Annotated in this window: 17 protein-coding genes; 7 read left to right on the top strand and 10 right to left on the bottom strand. The window is 72.3% G+C overall.

The genetic code is table 11. The features are described 5' to 3' along the window. Positions 1–276: 276 nt before the first annotated feature. On the top strand, positions 277–2,523 hold the full coding sequence (locus DMB38_RS31120; protein WP_240662560.1) for a catalase: 2,247 nt from the start codon (positions 277–279) through the stop codon (positions 2,521–2,523). 58 nt (positions 2,524–2,581) lie between these two features. On the opposite strand, the gene DMB38_RS31125 is transcribed toward DMB38_RS31120, so the two are convergent. Both DMB38_RS31125 and DMB38_RS31130 read right to left on the bottom strand, forming a co-directional pair. Continuing rightward, positions 2,582–3,763, bottom strand: a complete 1,182-nt coding sequence (locus DMB38_RS31125) for a zinc-dependent alcohol dehydrogenase (protein WP_125937937.1) — start codon at positions 3,761–3,763, stop codon at positions 2,582–2,584. Positions 3,764–3,817: 54 nt separating this feature from the next. Beyond that, positions 3,818–4,192: a VOC family protein gene (locus tag DMB38_RS31130; protein WP_125939399.1), complete on the bottom strand. Its 375-nt coding sequence runs from the start codon at positions 4,190–4,192 to the stop codon at positions 3,818–3,820. A gap of 172 nt (positions 4,193–4,364) precedes the next feature. Between DMB38_RS31130 and DMB38_RS31135 the strand changes: the two genes are divergently transcribed. Next, positions 4,365–4,880, top strand: a complete 516-nt coding sequence (locus DMB38_RS31135) for a GAF domain-containing protein (protein WP_125937938.1) — start codon at positions 4,365–4,367, stop codon at positions 4,878–4,880. A 134-nt stretch (positions 4,881–5,014) separates the two neighbouring features. Here DMB38_RS31135 and DMB38_RS31140 read toward each other — a convergent pair whose 3' ends face one another. The 3 genes from DMB38_RS31140 to DMB38_RS31150 form a co-directional block, all read right to left on the bottom strand. Further along, the gene (locus DMB38_RS31140) at positions 5,015–5,905 is read right to left on the bottom strand and encodes an SDR family oxidoreductase (protein ID WP_125937939.1); all 891 of its coding nucleotides are present in this window, start codon (positions 5,903–5,905) and stop codon (positions 5,015–5,017) included. A 96-nt stretch (positions 5,906–6,001) separates the two neighbouring features. Next, positions 6,002–6,205, bottom strand: a complete 204-nt coding sequence (locus DMB38_RS31145) for a CDGSH iron-sulfur domain-containing protein (RefSeq protein ID WP_125937940.1) — start codon at positions 6,203–6,205, stop codon at positions 6,002–6,004. 108 nt (positions 6,206–6,313) lie between these two features. After that, positions 6,314–7,306 carry an iron-containing redox enzyme family protein gene (locus DMB38_RS31150; RefSeq protein WP_125937941.1) on the bottom strand — a complete coding sequence of 331 codons (993 nt, stop codon included), beginning with the start codon at positions 7,304–7,306 and terminating at the stop codon, positions 6,314–6,316. Between the two features lie 177 nt (positions 7,307–7,483). Between DMB38_RS31150 and DMB38_RS31155 the strand changes: the two genes are divergently transcribed. Both DMB38_RS31155 and DMB38_RS31160 read left to right on the top strand, forming a co-directional pair. Then, positions 7,484–7,894 carry a DUF2795 domain-containing protein gene (locus DMB38_RS31155; protein WP_125937942.1) on the top strand — a complete coding sequence of 137 codons (411 nt, stop codon included), beginning with the start codon at positions 7,484–7,486 and terminating at the stop codon, positions 7,892–7,894. A 353-nt stretch (positions 7,895–8,247) separates the two neighbouring features. Further along, complete coding sequence (locus DMB38_RS31160) at positions 8,248–8,673, top strand: aromatic acid exporter family protein (protein WP_240662561.1); 426 nt, start codon at positions 8,248–8,250, stop codon at positions 8,671–8,673. 89 nt (positions 8,674–8,762) lie between these two features. Here DMB38_RS31160 and DMB38_RS31165 read toward each other — a convergent pair whose 3' ends face one another. Then, positions 8,763–8,996 carry a DUF6480 family protein gene (locus DMB38_RS31165; RefSeq protein WP_125937944.1) on the bottom strand — a complete coding sequence of 78 codons (234 nt, stop codon included), beginning with the start codon at positions 8,994–8,996 and terminating at the stop codon, positions 8,763–8,765. Between the two features lie 163 nt (positions 8,997–9,159). On the opposite strand from DMB38_RS31165, the gene DMB38_RS31170 reads away from it, so the two are divergent. From DMB38_RS31170 to DMB38_RS31185, 3 genes are all read left to right on the top strand, one after another. Then, positions 9,160–9,522 (top strand): hypothetical protein, encoded by a 363-nt coding sequence (locus DMB38_RS31170; protein WP_125937945.1) that lies wholly within the window; start codon positions 9,160–9,162, stop codon positions 9,520–9,522. A gap of 536 nt (positions 9,523–10,058) precedes the next feature. Continuing rightward, on the top strand, positions 10,059–10,502 hold the full coding sequence (locus tag DMB38_RS31180) for a hypothetical protein (protein ID WP_125937947.1): 444 nt from the start codon (positions 10,059–10,061) through the stop codon (positions 10,500–10,502). Beyond that, positions 10,499–11,530, top strand: a complete 1,032-nt coding sequence (locus DMB38_RS31185; protein WP_125937948.1) for a hypothetical protein — start codon at positions 10,499–10,501, stop codon at positions 11,528–11,530. Before DMB38_RS31180 ends, DMB38_RS31185 begins: the two co-directional genes overlap by 4 nt. Before the next feature lie 71 nt (positions 11,531–11,601). On the opposite strand, the gene DMB38_RS31190 is transcribed toward DMB38_RS31185, so the two are convergent. The 4 genes from DMB38_RS31190 to DMB38_RS31205 form a co-directional block, all read right to left on the bottom strand. Next, a complete protein-coding gene (locus DMB38_RS31190; protein ID WP_125937949.1) occupies positions 11,602–12,114 on the bottom strand; it encodes a hypothetical protein in 513 nt (170 codons plus the stop codon). Positions 12,115–12,128: 14 nt separating this feature from the next. Further along, positions 12,129–12,380, bottom strand: coding sequence for a hypothetical protein (locus DMB38_RS31195; protein ID WP_125937950.1), 252 nt, complete (start codon positions 12,378–12,380; stop codon positions 12,129–12,131). A 266-nt stretch (positions 12,381–12,646) separates the two neighbouring features. Further along, on the bottom strand, positions 12,647–15,778 hold the full coding sequence (locus DMB38_RS31200; protein ID WP_125937951.1) for a tetratricopeptide repeat protein: 3,132 nt from the start codon (positions 15,776–15,778) through the stop codon (positions 12,647–12,649). Positions 15,779–15,984: 206 nt separating this feature from the next. Then, positions 15,985–16,851, bottom strand: a complete 867-nt coding sequence (locus DMB38_RS31205; protein WP_125939400.1) for a DUF4394 domain-containing protein — start codon at positions 16,849–16,851, stop codon at positions 15,985–15,987. Positions 16,852–16,987: the final 136 nt, after the last annotated feature.

Below are 16,987 nucleotides of genomic sequence, written 5' to 3' on the forward strand. Positions count from 1 at the left end.
CGTGCCTCTGGTCCGAAGCACGTAAGTCCGCCTGCCCGGCACCAGGCGACGCAAACGGGGGTGCGGCGGACGACTTCTTCAGATGACGCCGCCGCGGCCCCTCGCACGACCGGACGCCGCCCGCCCCGCCCCGGTGCCCTCCCGCGCCACTGCTGGGGGATCTCATCGGGATGAACCCGTACGAATCGTGGAAGTCTGGACCTCACGGCGTTTGGAGCCGCAATGCGGGGGCTACCCCGGGCGGTGCCCGAGGTCCGACAGGAACGAGGAACCGCGATGCCGTCCACGAACGACAACGGTCCCGGCGCGACAGCGCGTACCCCCGCTCACTCCGGGACACCCGCACCCGACGAGCCGACGACCCCCCGCGAGCCCCTCCCGCCCGCTCCCGACCAGGCCGGTCCCGAGATGTACTCGCCCACCGGCGACCCCGTCGCCGCGGATGCCGCGGTGCGGGCGCAGACGGGCGCCTATCTCACGACGGCCCAGGGTCTGCGGCTGCCGGACAGCGACCACTCGCTCAAGGCCGGCCCGCGCGGGCCCGTGCTGCTCCAGGACCACCATCTGCGTGAGAAGATCACGCACTTCGACCACGAGCGCATTCCCGAGCGCGTCGTCCACGCGCGGGGCGCCGCCGCGCACGGGGTCTTCCGCGGTTACGGCACCGCCACGCCGCTGTGCAAGGCGGCGTTCCTCGCCGAGGGTGCCGAGACGCCCGTCTTCGTGCGCTTCTCCACCGTCCTCGGCTCCCGCGGCTCTGCCGACACCGTGCGCGACACGCGCGGCTTCGCGACGAAGTTCTACACCGTCGAAGGAACGTTCGACCTCGTCGGCAACAACATCCCCGTCTTCTTCATCCAGGACGCCGTCAAGTTCCCGGACGTCATCCACGCGGGCAAGCCTCACCCCGACCGGGAGATCCCGCAGGCGCAGAGCGCGCACGACACCTTCTGGGACTTCGTCTCCCTGCACACGGAGGCCACTCACCACACCATCTGGAACATGTCCGACCGCGGGATCCCACGCTCGTACCGGATGATGGAGGGCTTCGGCATCCACACCTTCCGGCTGGTCGCCGCCGACGGCGGCACCACACTGGTGAAGTGGCACTGGAAGCCGACGGCCGGCGTGCATTCCCTGCTGTGGGAGGAGGCCCAGCTCCTCGGCGGCGTGGACCCCGACTTCCACCGCCGCGACCTGGCCGACGCCATCGAGGCCGGCGCCTACCCCGAATGGGAACTGGGCATCCAGACCTTCCCCGACACCCCCGAGCAGACCTTCGAGGGCATCGACCTGCTCGACCCGACCAAGATCGTGCCGGAGGAGCTGGCGCCCGTGCGGCCCGTCGGGCTGATGCGGCTGACCGCCAACCCGGTGAACTACTTCGCCGAGACCGAGCAGGTCGCCTTCCACCCCGGTCACCTCGTCCCCGGCATCGACATCACCGACGACCCGCTGCTGGCCGGCCGGCTCTTCTCGTACCTCGACACCCAGATCAGCCGGCTGGGCGGGCCCAACTTCGCGCAGCTCCCGGTGAACCGCACGCACGCGCCCGTGAACGACATGCAGCGCGATGCCATGCACCAGACCGCCGTGCACTCCGGCATCGCGCCCTACCGCCCCAACTCCCTCGACGGCGGCTGCCCGTTCCAGGCCGGCGCCGCCGACCGCGGATACGTGGAGGTCCCCGTTCCGGTCGCGGGCGCCAAGGTCCGCGAGGCGCCAGCCTCGTTCGCCGACCACACCAGCCACGCCCGGAGGTTCTGGCTCAGCCTCACCCCGCCGGAGCGGGAGCACGTGATCGGCGCGTACACCTTCGAGCTGAGCAAGTGCGCAGAAGAAGTGATCCGGGAGCGCAACCTGCGCGTTCTCGCACAGATCGACCCGGAGCTGTGCGCCCAGGTCGCCGCCGGCCTCGGACTGCCCGCACCCGCGCCGGCCGCGCCGCCCGCGGACGTGCGCCCTTCCCCGGCGCTCGCCCAGATCGGCCGGCAGTGGCCGGTGACGGGCCGCGTCATCGCCATCGTCGCGGACGAGAACACCGCCCTGGATTCCGTACGGGCGATTCGTGCCGAGGTCCTCGGCGCCGGCATGGTGCCGCTGGTGGTCGCGCCGCGCGCCGGCCGGCTGGAGGGCGGCGGCGGCGAGCCCGTCGCCGTGGACCGGACCTTCGCCAACGCCCGGTCCGTCGAATTCGACGCCGTACTGCTCGCGGGCACGCCGCGGCCCGGCGACGACGCCTACGGCGCCCGGGACGCCAAGGCCGGCCAGAACCCGGCAGGCGCCGGCACCGACCCGCGGCTGGCCCAGTTCCTCGCCGAGGCGTACCGGCACGCCAAGCCGCTCGGCGGCTGGGCGGACAGCGACCGGGCACTCGACGCGGCCGGCTGCCCGCCGGACGCACCGGGAGTCGTGGTCGCCGACGACCCGCAGGCGGTGCTCGACGACATCACCGAACTGCTGACGCGGCACCGGGTGTGGGACCGCTTCCCGCCCGGCGCCCCGGCGGCACGGCACGCGTGAAGAGGCGTCCGCGCTCCCGCCCGGAGAGCGGGAGCGCGGACGCCGGCTGTGCGCCGGCTCAGGGTTCGAGCACGACCTTCACCGCACCGTCCGCCTTCTTCTGGAACATGTCGTACGCGTCGGGCGTGCGCTCCAGCGGCAGATGGTGGGTGGCGAAGGAGTCGACGCCCAGGACGTCCTCGCCCTCCAGCAGCGGCAGGATGTCCGGCACCCAGCGGCGGACGTTGGCCTGGCCGAAGCGGAGCTGGAGCTGCTTGTCGAAGACGGTCAGCAGCGGCAGCGGGTCGGCCGCGCCGCCGTAGACGCCGATCACCGAGACCGTTCCGCCGCGGCGCACCATGTCGAGGGCCGAGTACAGGGCGGCCATCCGGTCCACGCCCGCCTTGCCGGCCACCTGTTCCGCGAGCTTGCGGGGCAGCAGCCCGCCGATGGTCTGCATCAGCTTGCCGGCGGGGCTGCCGTGTGCCTCCGCGCCCACCGCGTCGATGACGGCGTCGGGGCCGCGCCCCCGGGTCCGGTCGCGGACGGCGGCGGCCACGTCCTTCTCGTCGCGCAGGTCGATCGCCTCGGCGCCGCGTTCGCGGACGCGCCGCAGCCGCTCGTCGACCAGGTCCACGCCGATGACCTGCCCGGCGCCCCGGTGCAGCGCGATGCGGCAGCACATGTCGCCGATCGGGCCGAGACCGATGACGGCGACGCTGCCGCCCTCGGGGATGCCGGCGTACTCCACCGCCTGCCACGCGGTGGGCAGCACGTCGGAGAGGAAGAGGTAGCGGTCGTCCGCCGGTCCCTCGGGCACCTTCACGGGGCCGTAGTGCGCCTGCGGCACGCGCAGGTACTCGGCCTGCGCCCCGGGGACGGCACCGTAGAGCTTGGTATAGCCGAAGAGCCGGGCACCCATGCCGTGCTCGCGCACCTGGGTCGTCTCGCACTGGGTCTGCAGCCCCTGCCGGCACATGTGGCAGTCGCCGCAGGCGATCTGGAAGGGCACGACGACCCGATCACCGGGCGAGAGGTTCCTGATTTCGTCGCCGACCTCCTCGACCACGCCCATCGGCTCGTGTCCCAGGATGTCCCCGGGCGTCATGAACGGGGTCAGGATCTCGTACAGGTGCAGATCCGAGCCGCAGAGTCCGGATGAGGTGATCCGCACCACCGCGTCCGTGCGGTGCTTCAGCGACGGATCGGGGACCTCCTCGACGCGTACGTCCCGCTTGCCGTGCCATACGGCGGCCTTCATCGACTCACCTCCGGGGTCGGTACGTGTGCCTCGCCCGGGTACCCGACCCGGCGCTCACGACCCGTAGACGAAGCAGAACGGGTGCCCTGCCGGATCCGCGTACACGCGGAACTCGCGCCTGCCCCCGTCGTCGTCCGTGTCCAGCGGCCGGGCGCCCAGCTCCAGGGCGTGCCGCTCCGCCGCCTCGACATCCGTGACCCGCAGGTCGAGGTGGAGTTGCTGCGAGTTCTGGTCGGCGCGCGGCCAGTCCGGCGGGCGGAGGCCGGGCGCGCGCTGGAAGGCGAGCCGGGTCCCGTCCGGCGCGAAGAGGTCGTACCAGTCGTCGCTGTACGCCTTCACCTCGCCCCCGAGCAGCCCGCGGTAGAACTCGGCCAACCGGCGCGGATCCGGGCAGTCCACCGCGACCAGGCAGAACGTGGCGACGGGCATGGCGACCTCCTCGACGTCGACGAGACACACCCCGAGTGCCCCGTACGGCACGCGCGAACCCCCGGGGGCGTACGGACCCCGTTTCCGCTGGGAAAGACGGGGTGACTGAATGCCGTACCGCGGGTACTCATGGCGGTGACCAGTAGACGTCGTCTCGTATCGAGTAAGAGGAATGGACGACCCCTTCACCGTCCGGCAGTCGGTGTTCGACACCGCGGCCGGCGGCGGACCGGGCGGGCTGCCCGGTCGGCTGTGCCGGCTGCTTCGCGGCGATCTCGCCATGGACGCCGTGACGATCTCGCTGCTCGGCCACGGCCCGCACCAGCACGTGTGCTACGCCTCCGACGCCGCTGCGCTGGACCTGGAGGCGCGGCACTTCGCACCGGGTGAGGGACCGTCCGTACGCGCGACCGCCCTGGGCCGCCCCGTCGCCGCCGACCTGCGCCGTCCCGGGGAGCGCCGGCCGGCGCTCCGGCCTCCGGGGCGGACGCCGCCGGACGCCGGCGCGCTGTACGCCTTCCCGCTGCGGTTCCGCGGCCACGTCCTCGGGTCGATCGGCCTGGTCAGGCACACGTCCGGCGCCCTGTCGGAGGAGGAGTACGAGCGGTGCGCCGCCGCGGCCGACGCCGTGGCTATCGTGCTGCTGGACGACTTCCACCACCTGGGCGACGACCCGCCGTCACCGTGAAGACGTCGCCGTGTCGCTACGCGAGCGGCACCGCGTTCCACACCGCCCGGATCGCGGCCGAGGTCCAGGAGACGCCGCCGGGGGCGATCGCCGCGACGACCGGCCGGCCACCGCCGGGGGCCGGTGGCCGTCCGCTACGGCAGCGGGGTGCCGCCTGTGGCGTTGACGATCTCCGCGGTGATGAAGCCGGATTCCGGTGAGGCCAGGAACACGTACGCCGGTGCCATCTCCGCCGGCTGCGCCGGGCGGCCCAGCGGTGACTGCTTCCCGAAGTGGACGGTGTCGGGCAGTGTGGCCGGGATGAGGGGCGTCCACACCGGGCCGGGGGCCACCGCGTTGACGCGGATGCCGCGGTCGGTGAGCATCTGGGCCAGCCCCTGGGTGAACGCGACGATGGCCGCCTTGGTCATGGCGTAGTCGAGCAGGTGCGGGCTGGGTTTGTATCCCTGCACCGATGCGGAGTTGATGATGCCCCCGCCTGGGCCCATGTGGGCCAGGGCCTTCTTCGACAGCCAGAACATCCCGTACAGGTTGGTGCGCATCACCCGGTCGAACTGCTCGGTGGTGATCGCCTCGATCCCGTCGGGCTGCGACATCTGGTAAGCCGCGTTGTTCACCAGGAGATCGATGCGCCCGAACTCCTCTGCCGCCCGGCCGATCAGATCGGCGCAGGCGCTCTCCTCGCGGATGTCGCAGGGGACGGTCACGGCCTTGCGCCCGGCCTCCTTCACCCAGCCGGCCGTCTCGTGGGCCTCGTCCTCCTCTTCCGGCAGGTGGGTCAGCAGCACGTCGGCGCCTTCGCGTGCGTAGGCGATGGCCACCGCGCGGCCGATGCCGGAATCGCCGCCGGTGATCACGGCCTTGAGTCCCTGCAGCCGCCCGGCGCCGCGGTAGGTGTCCTCGCCGTGGTCCGGCGGCGGGTCCATCGGGCCGGTCCAGCCGGGGTGGGGCTGGTCCTGCGCCGGCAGTTCCGGCCGCGGGTGCTGCTCGGCCGGGTGCGGTGTCTCACGTTTCGCTTCGCTCATGGTGGCCTCCGGTGGGGATCGGCGCTACCAGGCCCGGGTCCCGTCCAACCGGGGACCGCTTGCCCCGCCGGCGACCGCGACCGTGTCACGGCCGGGTCAGTCCGCGGTTCGGCGGCGGTGGCTGGTATCGCACCAGGGGTAGGTACGGCTGCGCCGGCAGGTGCAGACGGCGACGGTGAAGCGGTCGGAGACGGCGACGGTGCCGTCGTCGAGCATGACCTCCACCGGGCCCTCGATGAGCAGGGGGCCCGTGCGCTGGACGCGCAGCCGGCACGGGGATTCGTCTCGGGCGCTGTGCACGGATCACCACCGGCCTTTCCGTCCTGTTCAGGCCCGTCGAGGCACCGAGAGCCACACCTCGGGTACCCGAACATTCCGGATGAAACGCCCGCATGGCGGGAAGGTGTCCTAGAGGGGGAGACGCAGTGACGAGCGCTCGGCGCGCCACGATCCGAGGACGTGCTCGGTGAACCGGTCCTCGACCAGCCCGGTGGCGGCGATCCCGAAGGTCACGTCGGCCGCGAGCTGCGGCTCCGCCTCCAGCAGCCCGGCCACCACCTCGTGCCGTACGACCTGCTCGTGGACGGCGTCGGCCTCCACGTGCTCGCGGTGGAAGTGCTCCGCGGCCCGGCCCGCGCCCAGCCGCTCGATGGCCTGCACGAGCCGGCGGGAGCTTGGGGAGGAGGTGATTTCGACCGTGGCGAAGTGGCCGACCAGCGCACCGCGCAGGCTGCGGTGGAGGCCGAGCAGCGACATGAGGTTCACGACGGCGAGCATCTGAGGGCAGGCGGCCTCCAGATAACGCCCGTAGCCGGGGTCGAGCGAAAGGTCCCGCATGAGATCGGCGAACAGCCGGGCGTGTACCCGCTCGCCGCGGCCGGCACCGAACTCGTCGTACGCCACCGCCGCCATGCCCGCCTTGGCCCGCCCGTGCAGGCGCGGGAGCACCCAGGCGTGCGGGTCGGCCTCCTTCAGGTGGTAGAGCGAGCGCTGCACCGCGTATTCCCGTAGCTGCCACATCGTGCCGTCGTCCCGCAGGTGGTGGGAGATGGAGTCGCCCTTCACGGGTTCGACCAGCAGCGCCGCGAGGGCGGTGTCGACATCCACGGGCAGCGGCGCGTCCTCCCGCAGCGCCGTCAGGAAGCGGTCCTCCAGCGTACGGCGGAAGGCCAGCAGGGCGGCGTCCCACTCCATCTCGTCGTCTACGCCTGCGAATCCCCGGTAGTGGAGTTCGTAGCAGAGGTAGAGGGCCAGTTGCAGGTCGTCGCCGTACGGGTCGCTGCGCGCAGGGCCGTCCGCGTGGGGCAGCGAGGCCGAGTCGCCCCGCAGGTAGGCGAGCGTCGCCGCGGACAGTTCTCCGCGGCCGACCGGCAAGGTCGGCTCGTATGGCACGTTATGCATGCATTTAGGGTATCCAGCCGGAGTCCGGTCATGCAGGGATCACGGGGCGTCCCCGCCCCGCGGTCGCCGTCGTTTCCGCGTGGCCATCGCGTCCCGGGATCTCCGGTTCTTCCGGGCACTTCTGGGAACCCGGCACGTATGGCTCACGCCTCAAGCACGCAGGGAGGCGAGGCGGACATGGCCGAACATGGCAGGAACAAGACCAGCGCGATACGCGACGACGTGATCGCCAAGGAGATGAGCGGCGAACTGCGCGCGAACCGGTCCATCCGCGCGGAGGAAGAGCGCGAACTGCAGCCACCGGGAGAAGATCAGCCGGAGACGGACCGCGCACCCGGCACCACGCTCGTCGGGGGCACGCCCCCGGGGATCACCGCGGCAGGCGTCGAGATCCGCAGCGAGCTGGGCCGGAACCTCGGTCGCGCCGTCTATCCCGCCGACCGCGAGGCGGTGCTGGAGACGCTGCGCAGCAACAACGCCCCGGACCGGCTGACGGAGCTGGCCGAGCGCCTCCCCGACGGGGAGTACGGCAACCTCCAGGCGATCGCCGACGCCCTCGGCCTCGGCGGGGAGAACCGCCGCACGTGACGTAGGCGGCCCGCGGGCGGGCCCACGAGCCGAGCTGACACCCGGAAGGACGTGGTCCCGCCCCGGCCGGAGCGGGAGGTCCGTGTCCGCCGAAGTGCGGACGGCGCCGCTCTTGGTGCAAAGGACGATGCCGCCGGCAGCGGTCGAACCGCCGGGTGGACGAGTTCTTCGCCGGCTGGGGCATCAGCGGCGGAGTGAGGGCCGGCCGGCCCCGGCGACGGTCCCGGGGCACCGCCCGCGCGGCGCCCCCGGGGACCGGCAGCGCTCCGGCCCCACGGCCGTCTTCGTTTCCGCACGGCCGTCGGGGATACCCGTACCGGGTGCGGCGGAGGATCACTGGTGTTCTGGAATTCGTGCACGCTGCGGTGCGTCGCCCGGGGTACGAGCGGGATGACGTTCTGCTCCTGGGCAAGTCGGTGGCGGCGGTCGTGGCCGCGTGGACACTGGCGTCGTGGCTGTTGCCGCCGCAGGTGACCACCTTCGCCCCGTTCACCACGCTGCTGGCGTTGCAGGCCACCGTTTACCGGTCGGTGTGGCACTCGGTGCGGTACGTGGCCGCGGTCGGCGTGGGCGTGGTGCTGGCGACCGGCTTCGGCGCCGTCGCCGGCGTGCACGCCTGGAGCCTGGCTCTGATGATGCTGGTCGCGTTCGCCGCCGGCCGGCTGGAGCTGATCGGGGCGCTGCGGCTGCAGGTTCCCGTGACGGCGCTGTTCGCCGCCGGGGGCGGCCAGGTCGACTACGGCCTGGCGCTGGCGTCCGCCGTCGGCACGGGCCTTTGACGCCGCCCGGGCCGCCCATCAGGACGGGGGCCCCGGCGAGGGGCGCGCGCAGGGCTCGTCACCCTGTTTGGACGGGGGCGAAGCGGGCGTCAGCGGGTGAGCGCAAGCGCAAACCCGACGTAACCGACGGCGAACAACACGACCACGAGCCCGATCAGGAACAGCGGACCCTTCGCCCAGCCCTTCGTCGGGTTGTGCGCCTCGTCCGGCCCCGCCCCGGGCGTGCTGCCCTCGGCAGGCGGAGTCTCACCCGGCGGCACCGACCCACCGGGCTCCAGGCCGGTGGTGCGGTCGGGGTCGGGATCGGGATTGGAAGCAGGCATGGCGCCCGGGTACCCGGTCTGGGGGTTCGTGAACAATCCCGCAGCGGCGGCCGGTCCTGCCTGAGGCAACAGGCATTCTTCGCCATCACCGCGACGGACAGTGCGCAGACGCCGCCGCTGCGTGAGGGGCAAGGGGCAGGAAGTGCTCGGCAGTCTCGGCCCGGTGGGAATTGCGCTCGGCAGCCTCGGCGAGTTCGCCCGGCTCCTGCGCGTGGGCTACGAGACCGAGCAGCAACTCACCATCCTGTCGGGACCGATCTCCGGGGTCATGACCCCGGAGACGCTCAAGCTCGAGTGGTCGGCGCGGAAGCAGCGGGATTTCAAGGGCATACCGCTCAGGGTCTACTACGAGTACCGGGACAAGAACGATCCGATCAGCAAGAATCCGCTGTCGGTCGAGTCTCCCTGGCCGGGTGAGGCGAAGGTCGACAAGTGGCAGGCCATGAAGGCGTACCAGAGTCCTCCCGCCGAAGGCGGCACGAAGAGCGAGACGAGCGCGTACTGGACGGCCCACCGGGTCGGATGAAACCTCCGGAGCGGTCGCTGCCCGTCTGGTAGCCCTCGACCATGTTGCCGCGCGAGTCGATGTTGCCAAGTTGCTGCAGGGCGCGGAACTGACACGAGCCTTTACAAAGATCACGGCAGCCGGACCGCGCAGGGTGCGGGCGGAGGTTCCCGAACCCTTGGCGGATGCGCCCCTGCACGAGGATGGACCGTCGGTAAATAAGGTGCCATTCTTCCGGTACGGATACTTTTCGAGGCTACGGGGGAGAAATGATGACTTGGAGGCGAGCGGCGCGCTGGGCTGTGCCGCTTTTCCTGTGCGTCCCGCTGATCGCCTGCAACGGAGGCGGTGATGAAGCGGGAGACGGTCCAGGCGGGGCCGGCTTATCCTCCGGCGGAGGGGCGAGTGCGGGGAGCGCGAGCGCAGGAGGCAGCAGCACCGACACCGGTTCCGGCGACGGCAGCGGCGGCGGGGGCGGTGTCGTCGGAGGCGGCGGCAGCACCAACGGCGGGGGCGGCACCGGAGGGGGCGGAGGCGAGGTCGGGCAGGGGTCGCCCATGACACTGCCGGAGATCAACTTCACGGGCCGCAACTTGGGTTACGACGAAGACGGACAGCGCGGGTGGGAGGACCTGAAGGAGGACTACTTCAGACCTCAGTGCGGTGGGACGGACTGCGTCGCCCTGGTCCGGCGCCCCGTCGAGGGTGGCGGATCGGCCCCCTGCGTGTTTCTCCGGGCGGTGCCTCCCCGCAACCCGTATTACGTGGGCGACATCATCCCCATCGAGATCCAGGCTCCTTGCTCACCGCCGACCGACACGTCCGCTGGAACCACCACCGACGGTGGGGACGACGCCGGCCAGGACGCCGGGCAGGAAATCGGGGGTCAGGACGCAGGCCAAAGCTCGGAAGGGCAGGACGCCGGCCAAGGCGACGGCGGACAGGACACGGGTGGACTGGATGCCGGGCAGAGTGGCTCCTCCCCGGCCTCGCCGTCATGACGGAGCCGGCCGACGGCCAGGCGCCGGACGCGACCAACGCCGGACCGCTCCCCGGCATGCGCCGCTTCGGAGCCCTGTTCGGCGCGGTCGTCGCCCCCACCAGCTTCGTCACCGGGCTGATGTATTACTTCGGCCTCAACCAAGCCTGGTGGTTCTACGCCTACTTCGGGGTAGACGCCACCCTGCTCGGGCTGGGCACCACCGACTACCTGGTCATCAGTGTGGACGCCCTCTTCGTGCCCATGGTCGTCACGGCCACCGTCGGCCTCACCGCCTTCTGGGGCCACGACCTGCTGCGCTCCCGCCTCGCCGCGGGCGCTCGTTCCCCGGCCCTGCGCGTCCTGGTGCCCGCGCTGGGAGCCACCGGCGCCCTGCTTGCCCTGAGCGGTTTCTGGACCGTGCTCGACAACGACTTCTTCCTGCGCCACCACCTCGCCATAGCGCCGCTGAGCCTCGCCATCGGCGTCATCCTGCTGGCATACGCCCTGCAACTGCGCCGCACACTGCCCCCCGACGCCCTGCGCCCCGACCCGCCGACCCCAACCCAGGATCCCGATGAACCGGGTGACGGGCAGCGGGCCCCTCAGCCTCAGCCGCCCGCGCAGCACCGCCTCGCTCCTCGCCCCGAATGGGCCGCCGTCGCCGAATGGGCCGTCGTCTTCGTGCTCGTCGGCCTCAGCCTGATCTGGGCCGCCACCGACTACGCCGCCTCGGTCGGCCGGGCGCGCGCACAACAGCTGGTGGCCCGGCTGCCCACCTCCACCACGGCCGTACTGCGCAGCGAGCGCAGCCTCAGCATCGACGCACCCGGTGTACGAGAACTGCGCTGCGCCGACGCCACATCGGGATATCCGTACCGCTACGAGGGCCTCGTACTCGTCATCCAATCCGCCGACCAGTACGTGCTGCTCCCGCGCACCTGGCAGCCGCGGCAGAGTGTTGCTCTGGTCATCCCCCGCACCGCCTCCGTCCGCCTGGAGTTCGTCCTGCACACAGAAGGCGGCGCCCTCTCTCGCACCTCCTGCTGATCCGGTACGAGCACGACATGTGAGCGCGAGAGCGACTGACCCCGTAGTGGCGGGCCGATCTGGCAGTCGTTTCAGGGTCGCTTGCCGACGAGCGTCAGGCGAATCGGCAACTGCTCATGCCAGTCCACGTTTCCCGCGACAAGAACCTCTCCGAATCGAGGAGCCACGGAGTGCACCTGCAGCATCGCCGCTCCCATGTGTGGAGCGCCGTGGTATTCAGCTATCGAGGCGATGAAACTGCTCTGCGGTGTCGCTCCAGGTATGTCGAAGCGGTGAACGAACGCGCCCTTGTATACATCGACGCCGTCATGCCGTTCGAAGGCGCCCGGATCCGAACTCAGGTTCAGTGCAGTGATTCGAACATCGATCGGCTGGGGCCAGCCTGCCCATGCGCGAACACGAACCACGAATCCGTCATTGGGAACGACCGACTGCACGATGACCGGTGCCGCGCCGATGAACGGCGTCCCCGAGGCGTCCACCTCGGTAACCGAGGCCATCACGACGGAGTCCCGTCCCACATCCATGCTTACGGCTGCTTCCACAACGCCGCTGCCGCGGACCTGTTGCACCGCCCATGCCATGGCCTCTCCTCGGATCAGAACGCCGCGGCGCACACCCTCACACGTAGACTGCTGTCCCACTTCACATTGATCTTCACCTTGACCACGTCCTGGGCGGGGACAACGCTCAGCACCTCGAGACCGGCAATGCCGAGAGCGGGTCCATACTCATGGGAGAACTCGCTCACGGACGCGGTGGTTGCTGAGTCCGAGCGAGCGCCTGGGACAGGAACCTCAACATCGAACACGCCGTGTCCGTCGGCGGTCGTGGCACCAATGACAGCCATTCGCCCTCCGCCTCGATCGGTGTACGTACGGAATACCAGCGTCGGAGCCTGGCCGGGAGTCCAAAGTCGGCCAGGATCCGGGATCGCAAACACGCTCTGAGGAGCAGGGCGTGGTGTCGCGCCTTCACTGCCGGAGACCGGTGCGTGACGGCTCTTCGCCCCGGGCGATCAGGCGGCTGTTGTGGACGGCGTGGTCGAATCCCGGGGTGTGGCGGCTCGCGTCGAGCGTGGACCCGGGTCCTTCCACCGCTGCCGGCGGAGAGCCGTCACGACCGGTCGGTGGCGGTGGCGGTGGTGTTCGCGGCGTCGTCGGCGCGGCGTCGGGCGCGGACCGCGCCGGTGTGGGCGCGGGCCTGCTCGGCGCTCTCGCCGGTGGTGGCGGCGACCTCCCCGGCGCGTACGTGGTGGACGAGCGCCTCCGCCGGGCGGCCGGCGCCGAGCAGGGCCTCGCCGAGGCCGTTGAGCGCCGCCGCCTCGCCGTAGCGCTCGCCGGTGGTGCCGAAGAGCCGCAGCGCTCTGCGGTGGTGGTCGGCGGCGTCCGCGTACCGCTCCTGCGCCAGGTACAGGTCGCCCAGCGCGCTCAGCGCGTACGCCTCGCGGCCCTCGTGGCCCAGCGCGCGGTAGAGGTCGAGTGCCTGGCGCAGGTGCTCGGCGGCGGCCGTCAGGTGCCCCTGCCGCAGTTGGATGCGGCCGAGGAACATCAGGGTGCGGGCGCGGCCGGGACGGTCGCCGGTGACGGCGTGGAGCGCCAGTGCCCGGCGCTGGTGGGCGGCGGCCCCGGACAGGTCGCCGCGGCGGAGACTGACGTTGCCGACGTTCGTCAGCGTGCGGGCCTGGCCGACCTGGTCGCCGACCTCTTGGTAGAGGGCGAGCGCACGTTCGTGGCAGTCGGCGGCGCCGTCGAGCCGGCCGAGTCGCCAGTGGACGTTGCCGAGGTTCGACAGGGCGCGGGCCAGGCCGGAGAGGTCGCCGGAGCGTTGGTGCAGCACGATGGCCCGCTCCAGGTATTCCTCTGCGGGCAGGTGTTCACCGAGTCGCCAGTGGACGGCGCCCAGGCTGGTGAGGGCGTGCGCCTCGCCGGAGACGTCGCCGGTACGTTCCGCGGCGTGCAGCGCGTGGGTGTGGAAGGAGAGCCCTTCCGCGTGCAGGCCGCCGTCGAGGTGGCGGAAGAGTGTGGCCGCGATGCGGACCGCGTACTCCGGCAGCGGCCCGGCTGCTGCCGCGGCGCACAGCGCGCCCAGCACCGGCAGTTCCGCGGTGAGCCAGTCGCGGGTCTCGGCGGGTTCGCCCACCGGTGCCGGCGGCAGCGGGCGGGCGCCGGCCGGGCGGTGGTGGCGCTCTGCCGGGTAGAGCTGGTCCATCGCGGCCATCGCACCGGCCAGGTAGTGGTCGTAGAGACGGATACGGGCGAGCCCGCGGTGCTCGTCGGGGTCGTGCCGCCGCGCCGTGTCCTCCGCGTACGCGCGCAGCAGGTCGTGCATCGCGAAGCGGCCCGGCCGCGGGGACTGCACGAGGTGCGCGCGATGCAGCGTATCGAGCAGCCGGGTGGCGTCGTCCTCGGGCACGTCGAGCAGCGCCGCGGTGGACCGTGCGCCGAAGTCCGGGCCGGGGTGCAGGTGGAGTAGCCGGAACGCGCGTGCGGCGGCGGGCGGTAGGTGCCGGTAGGACCAGGAGAGCACCGACCGAACGGCCGCCCGGGGGTCGCCGCCCGCGTCCAGGAGGTCCAGGCGCCGCCGGTGGTCGCCGAGCTCCCTCACCAGCTCCGCCGGCGCCACCCCCGGGTGCTTGGCCGCCAGCTCCGCCGCCACCCGCAGCGCCAGCGGCAGCCGCGCGCACTGCTCGGCGAGCGCGGCGAAGGCCGCTGGGTCCGCCGGCGTTCTCTCCCCGATGAGCCGCCGGAGCAGGGCGATCGCCTCGCGCCGCGGCAGCGGCCCCAGGGCGAGGCGGCGGGCGCCGTGCAGTGCCACCAGGCCCGCCATGCTGTCCCGGCTCGTGACGAGGACGGCGCACGAGGGTGAGCCGGGAAGGAGGGGGCGTACCTGCTCCACGGAGAGCGCGTTGTCCAGTACGACGAGCATCCGCCGCCGGGTCACCTCGGTGCGGAAGCGGGCGGCACGCTCCTCCGGGTCGAGGGGGATGTGCGCTCCGCCGAGGCCGAGCGCGCGCAGGAAGCCGGTGAGGGCGTCCGCCCAGGGCAGCGGGCTCTGCGGGTCGTAGCCACGGAGGTTGACGTAGAGCTGGCCGTCGGGGAAGCGGCTGCTGACGCGGTGCGCCCAGTGGACGGCGAGCGCCGTCTTGCCCGTGCCGGCGGTGCCGGAGATCACCAGGATCGGCAGCGGCCCGAGTCCGGCCGACAGCGGCTTGTCGAGCGCGCGCAGTTCGGCGCCGCGGCCGGAGAAGCCGTAGACATCGGCGGGGAGTTGGGACGGCACGGGGTGCGGGGGAGGAGGCGCCGGCCAGACGGGCACCGGTTGAGGCACGGCCGCCTGCCGCGCCGTCGACCGCGGCGCCGGAGGCTGCGGGTTCTCCGGCCGCGGCGGGCGGCCCGCCGAAGGCGGCGCCCCGCCCCGCGCACCGCTGCCGACGGCGTACGGCGTCGTCCGCATCCGCCCGCCTCCCGCGCCGGCCGGCTTCTGCAGCAGCCTCGTGTACGCCGCGGTCAGCTCGGGCCCCGGGTCGACGCCCAGTTCGTCAGCGAGCCGGCGCCGGGTGTCGAGGTACGCGGCGAACGCGAGATCGCGCTGTCCCACCGCCTCGTACGCCCGCACCAGGCACGCTTGCGTGCCCTCGTCCAGCGGATGCCGCGCCGCATATTCCACCAGCAGCGGCAGCGCCTCTGCCGCCTTTCCCGACGCGACCATCGCCGTCCCGTACCGGGCGACCGCCGTCCGCCGCTCGCCCGCCAGCGCGACCAGCGCCGGATGCCCGGCGAGCAACGGGAGGTCCGCCAGCGGCGGCCCGTGCCAGAGCGCGAGCGCTTGGCCCAGCAGCGGGGCCGAGTGCCGGGGCCCGTGCTCGCGCTCCGCCGCCTCCCCCTGCGCTGCGAGCCGGCGGAAGCGCGTGAGGTCGACGCCGTCGGCGTCCGGGCCGCCCGCGTCCGCGGCGGGCATCCGCAGCGCGTACCCCTCGCCCACCCGCGGCAGCAACTCGCTTGCGGTGCGCGCCGGCCGGTCCGGCTCCAGCAGCCGGCGTAATCGCTTCACATACGTCTGGATCAGGTTCGCGGCGCTGCGCGGCTGGGCGTCGCCCCACAGCGCCTCGGCCAGTTCGCCGCGCGAGAGCGGCCGGCCGTCCGCGAGCACCAGCAGCCCGAGCAGCGCCCGCTGCTGCGGCGTGCCGAGGGGGATGCGCACCGCGTCCCGCCACACCTCCAGCGGCCCCAGCACCTGCACCCGCATGTCGTACCCCCTCGCTCGCCCCGTGCGTGACCCCCCGCGGCACAGGATTCTGCAGACGCACCATGTCGTCCAGCAGTTCGAAGCCCGGCACGCTCCGGATTACCGCCGGGGCACGAGTCGGGGCCCGCCCCGGATACGGACCGGGGCGGGCTCGGGGTGGTGCGGGCGGCCTGGGCGGCGGGCGGCCCGGCGGCCGCGGGCCTCGTTCAGGCGGTGTCGGGCTGGATGGCGATATCGCTGATGGCCAGGGGGAACTGGCCCAGGCTGGTCGTCTCGCCGGTGAGCATGTTCACGTCGTACAGCGAGTACGCGCCGCCGCCGGCCGGCTGCAGGCTGGCGAAGGCGGTGTTCGTCTTCGTCTTGCCGTTGACGAGGCCGGCGTAGACGTCCAGGCCCGCGTTCGGGCCGGCGTCGAAGCCGAGCGAACCGGTCGGGGCGAGCGTGCCGTTGTTGGCCGGGGACTGGATGACCACCTGGTCGGTGCTGGTGTTGATGCCGAACAGGGTGGTGGCCGTCTGGTTGTTGAGATCGTTGTTCGTGTAGCCGGAAGCGGTCACGCCCCGTGTCGTGCCGCCGGGCGGCGTGGTGAGGACGAGGTCCTCGACGGTGGTGTGATCATTCAGGTTGTGCCGCAGGTTCTGGCCGTTGTCACTGACCACCCGCACCCGGTCGGCGGCGGGGTTGAAGTCGAAACCGAAGTTCTTCCCGTAGAGCGGGACCTGCAACTGCGAGACCTTGGTGACGACCACGTCGGGCGTCTGCGGCGGGGTGCTGATGGTGTAGATCCCGCCCTGGTCGCCGAGGCCGTACATGGTGCCGTCCTGGACGCGGTAGTCGATACCGAGCAGGGCTGTGTCGCCCTTCAGCCCGGTGACGACCCGGACCCAGTCGAGCACGGTGGGCCGGTCGGTGGTGAAGGTGGCCATGAGCGTGCCGTCGCTGGAGATGCCGAAGCCGCGCAGGCCGGCGGCGCTTTGCGAGGCCGAGCTGCCGGCGGCCGGGGCGGCCACGGCGAGCGCCGCGACAGCGGAGAGTGCGGCGACCGCCGCAACGGCTCTCTTCCTGATCCCTATCACTGGCTTTCCCCCTCGTGGTTGGAGAGCAGGCCACAAGCTACGCAGGAGGTCTGGACGCCGATTGGACGCCGGCTGGCCATACCGGCGGTACGAGCCGGTGCGTACCGCCCACGGAGTGACGGCGCGCGGACCC

This window comes from Streptomyces sp. WAC 06738, assembly GCF_003945505.1.
Classification (GTDB): domain Bacteria; phylum Actinomycetota; class Actinomycetes; order Streptomycetales; family Streptomycetaceae; genus Streptomyces.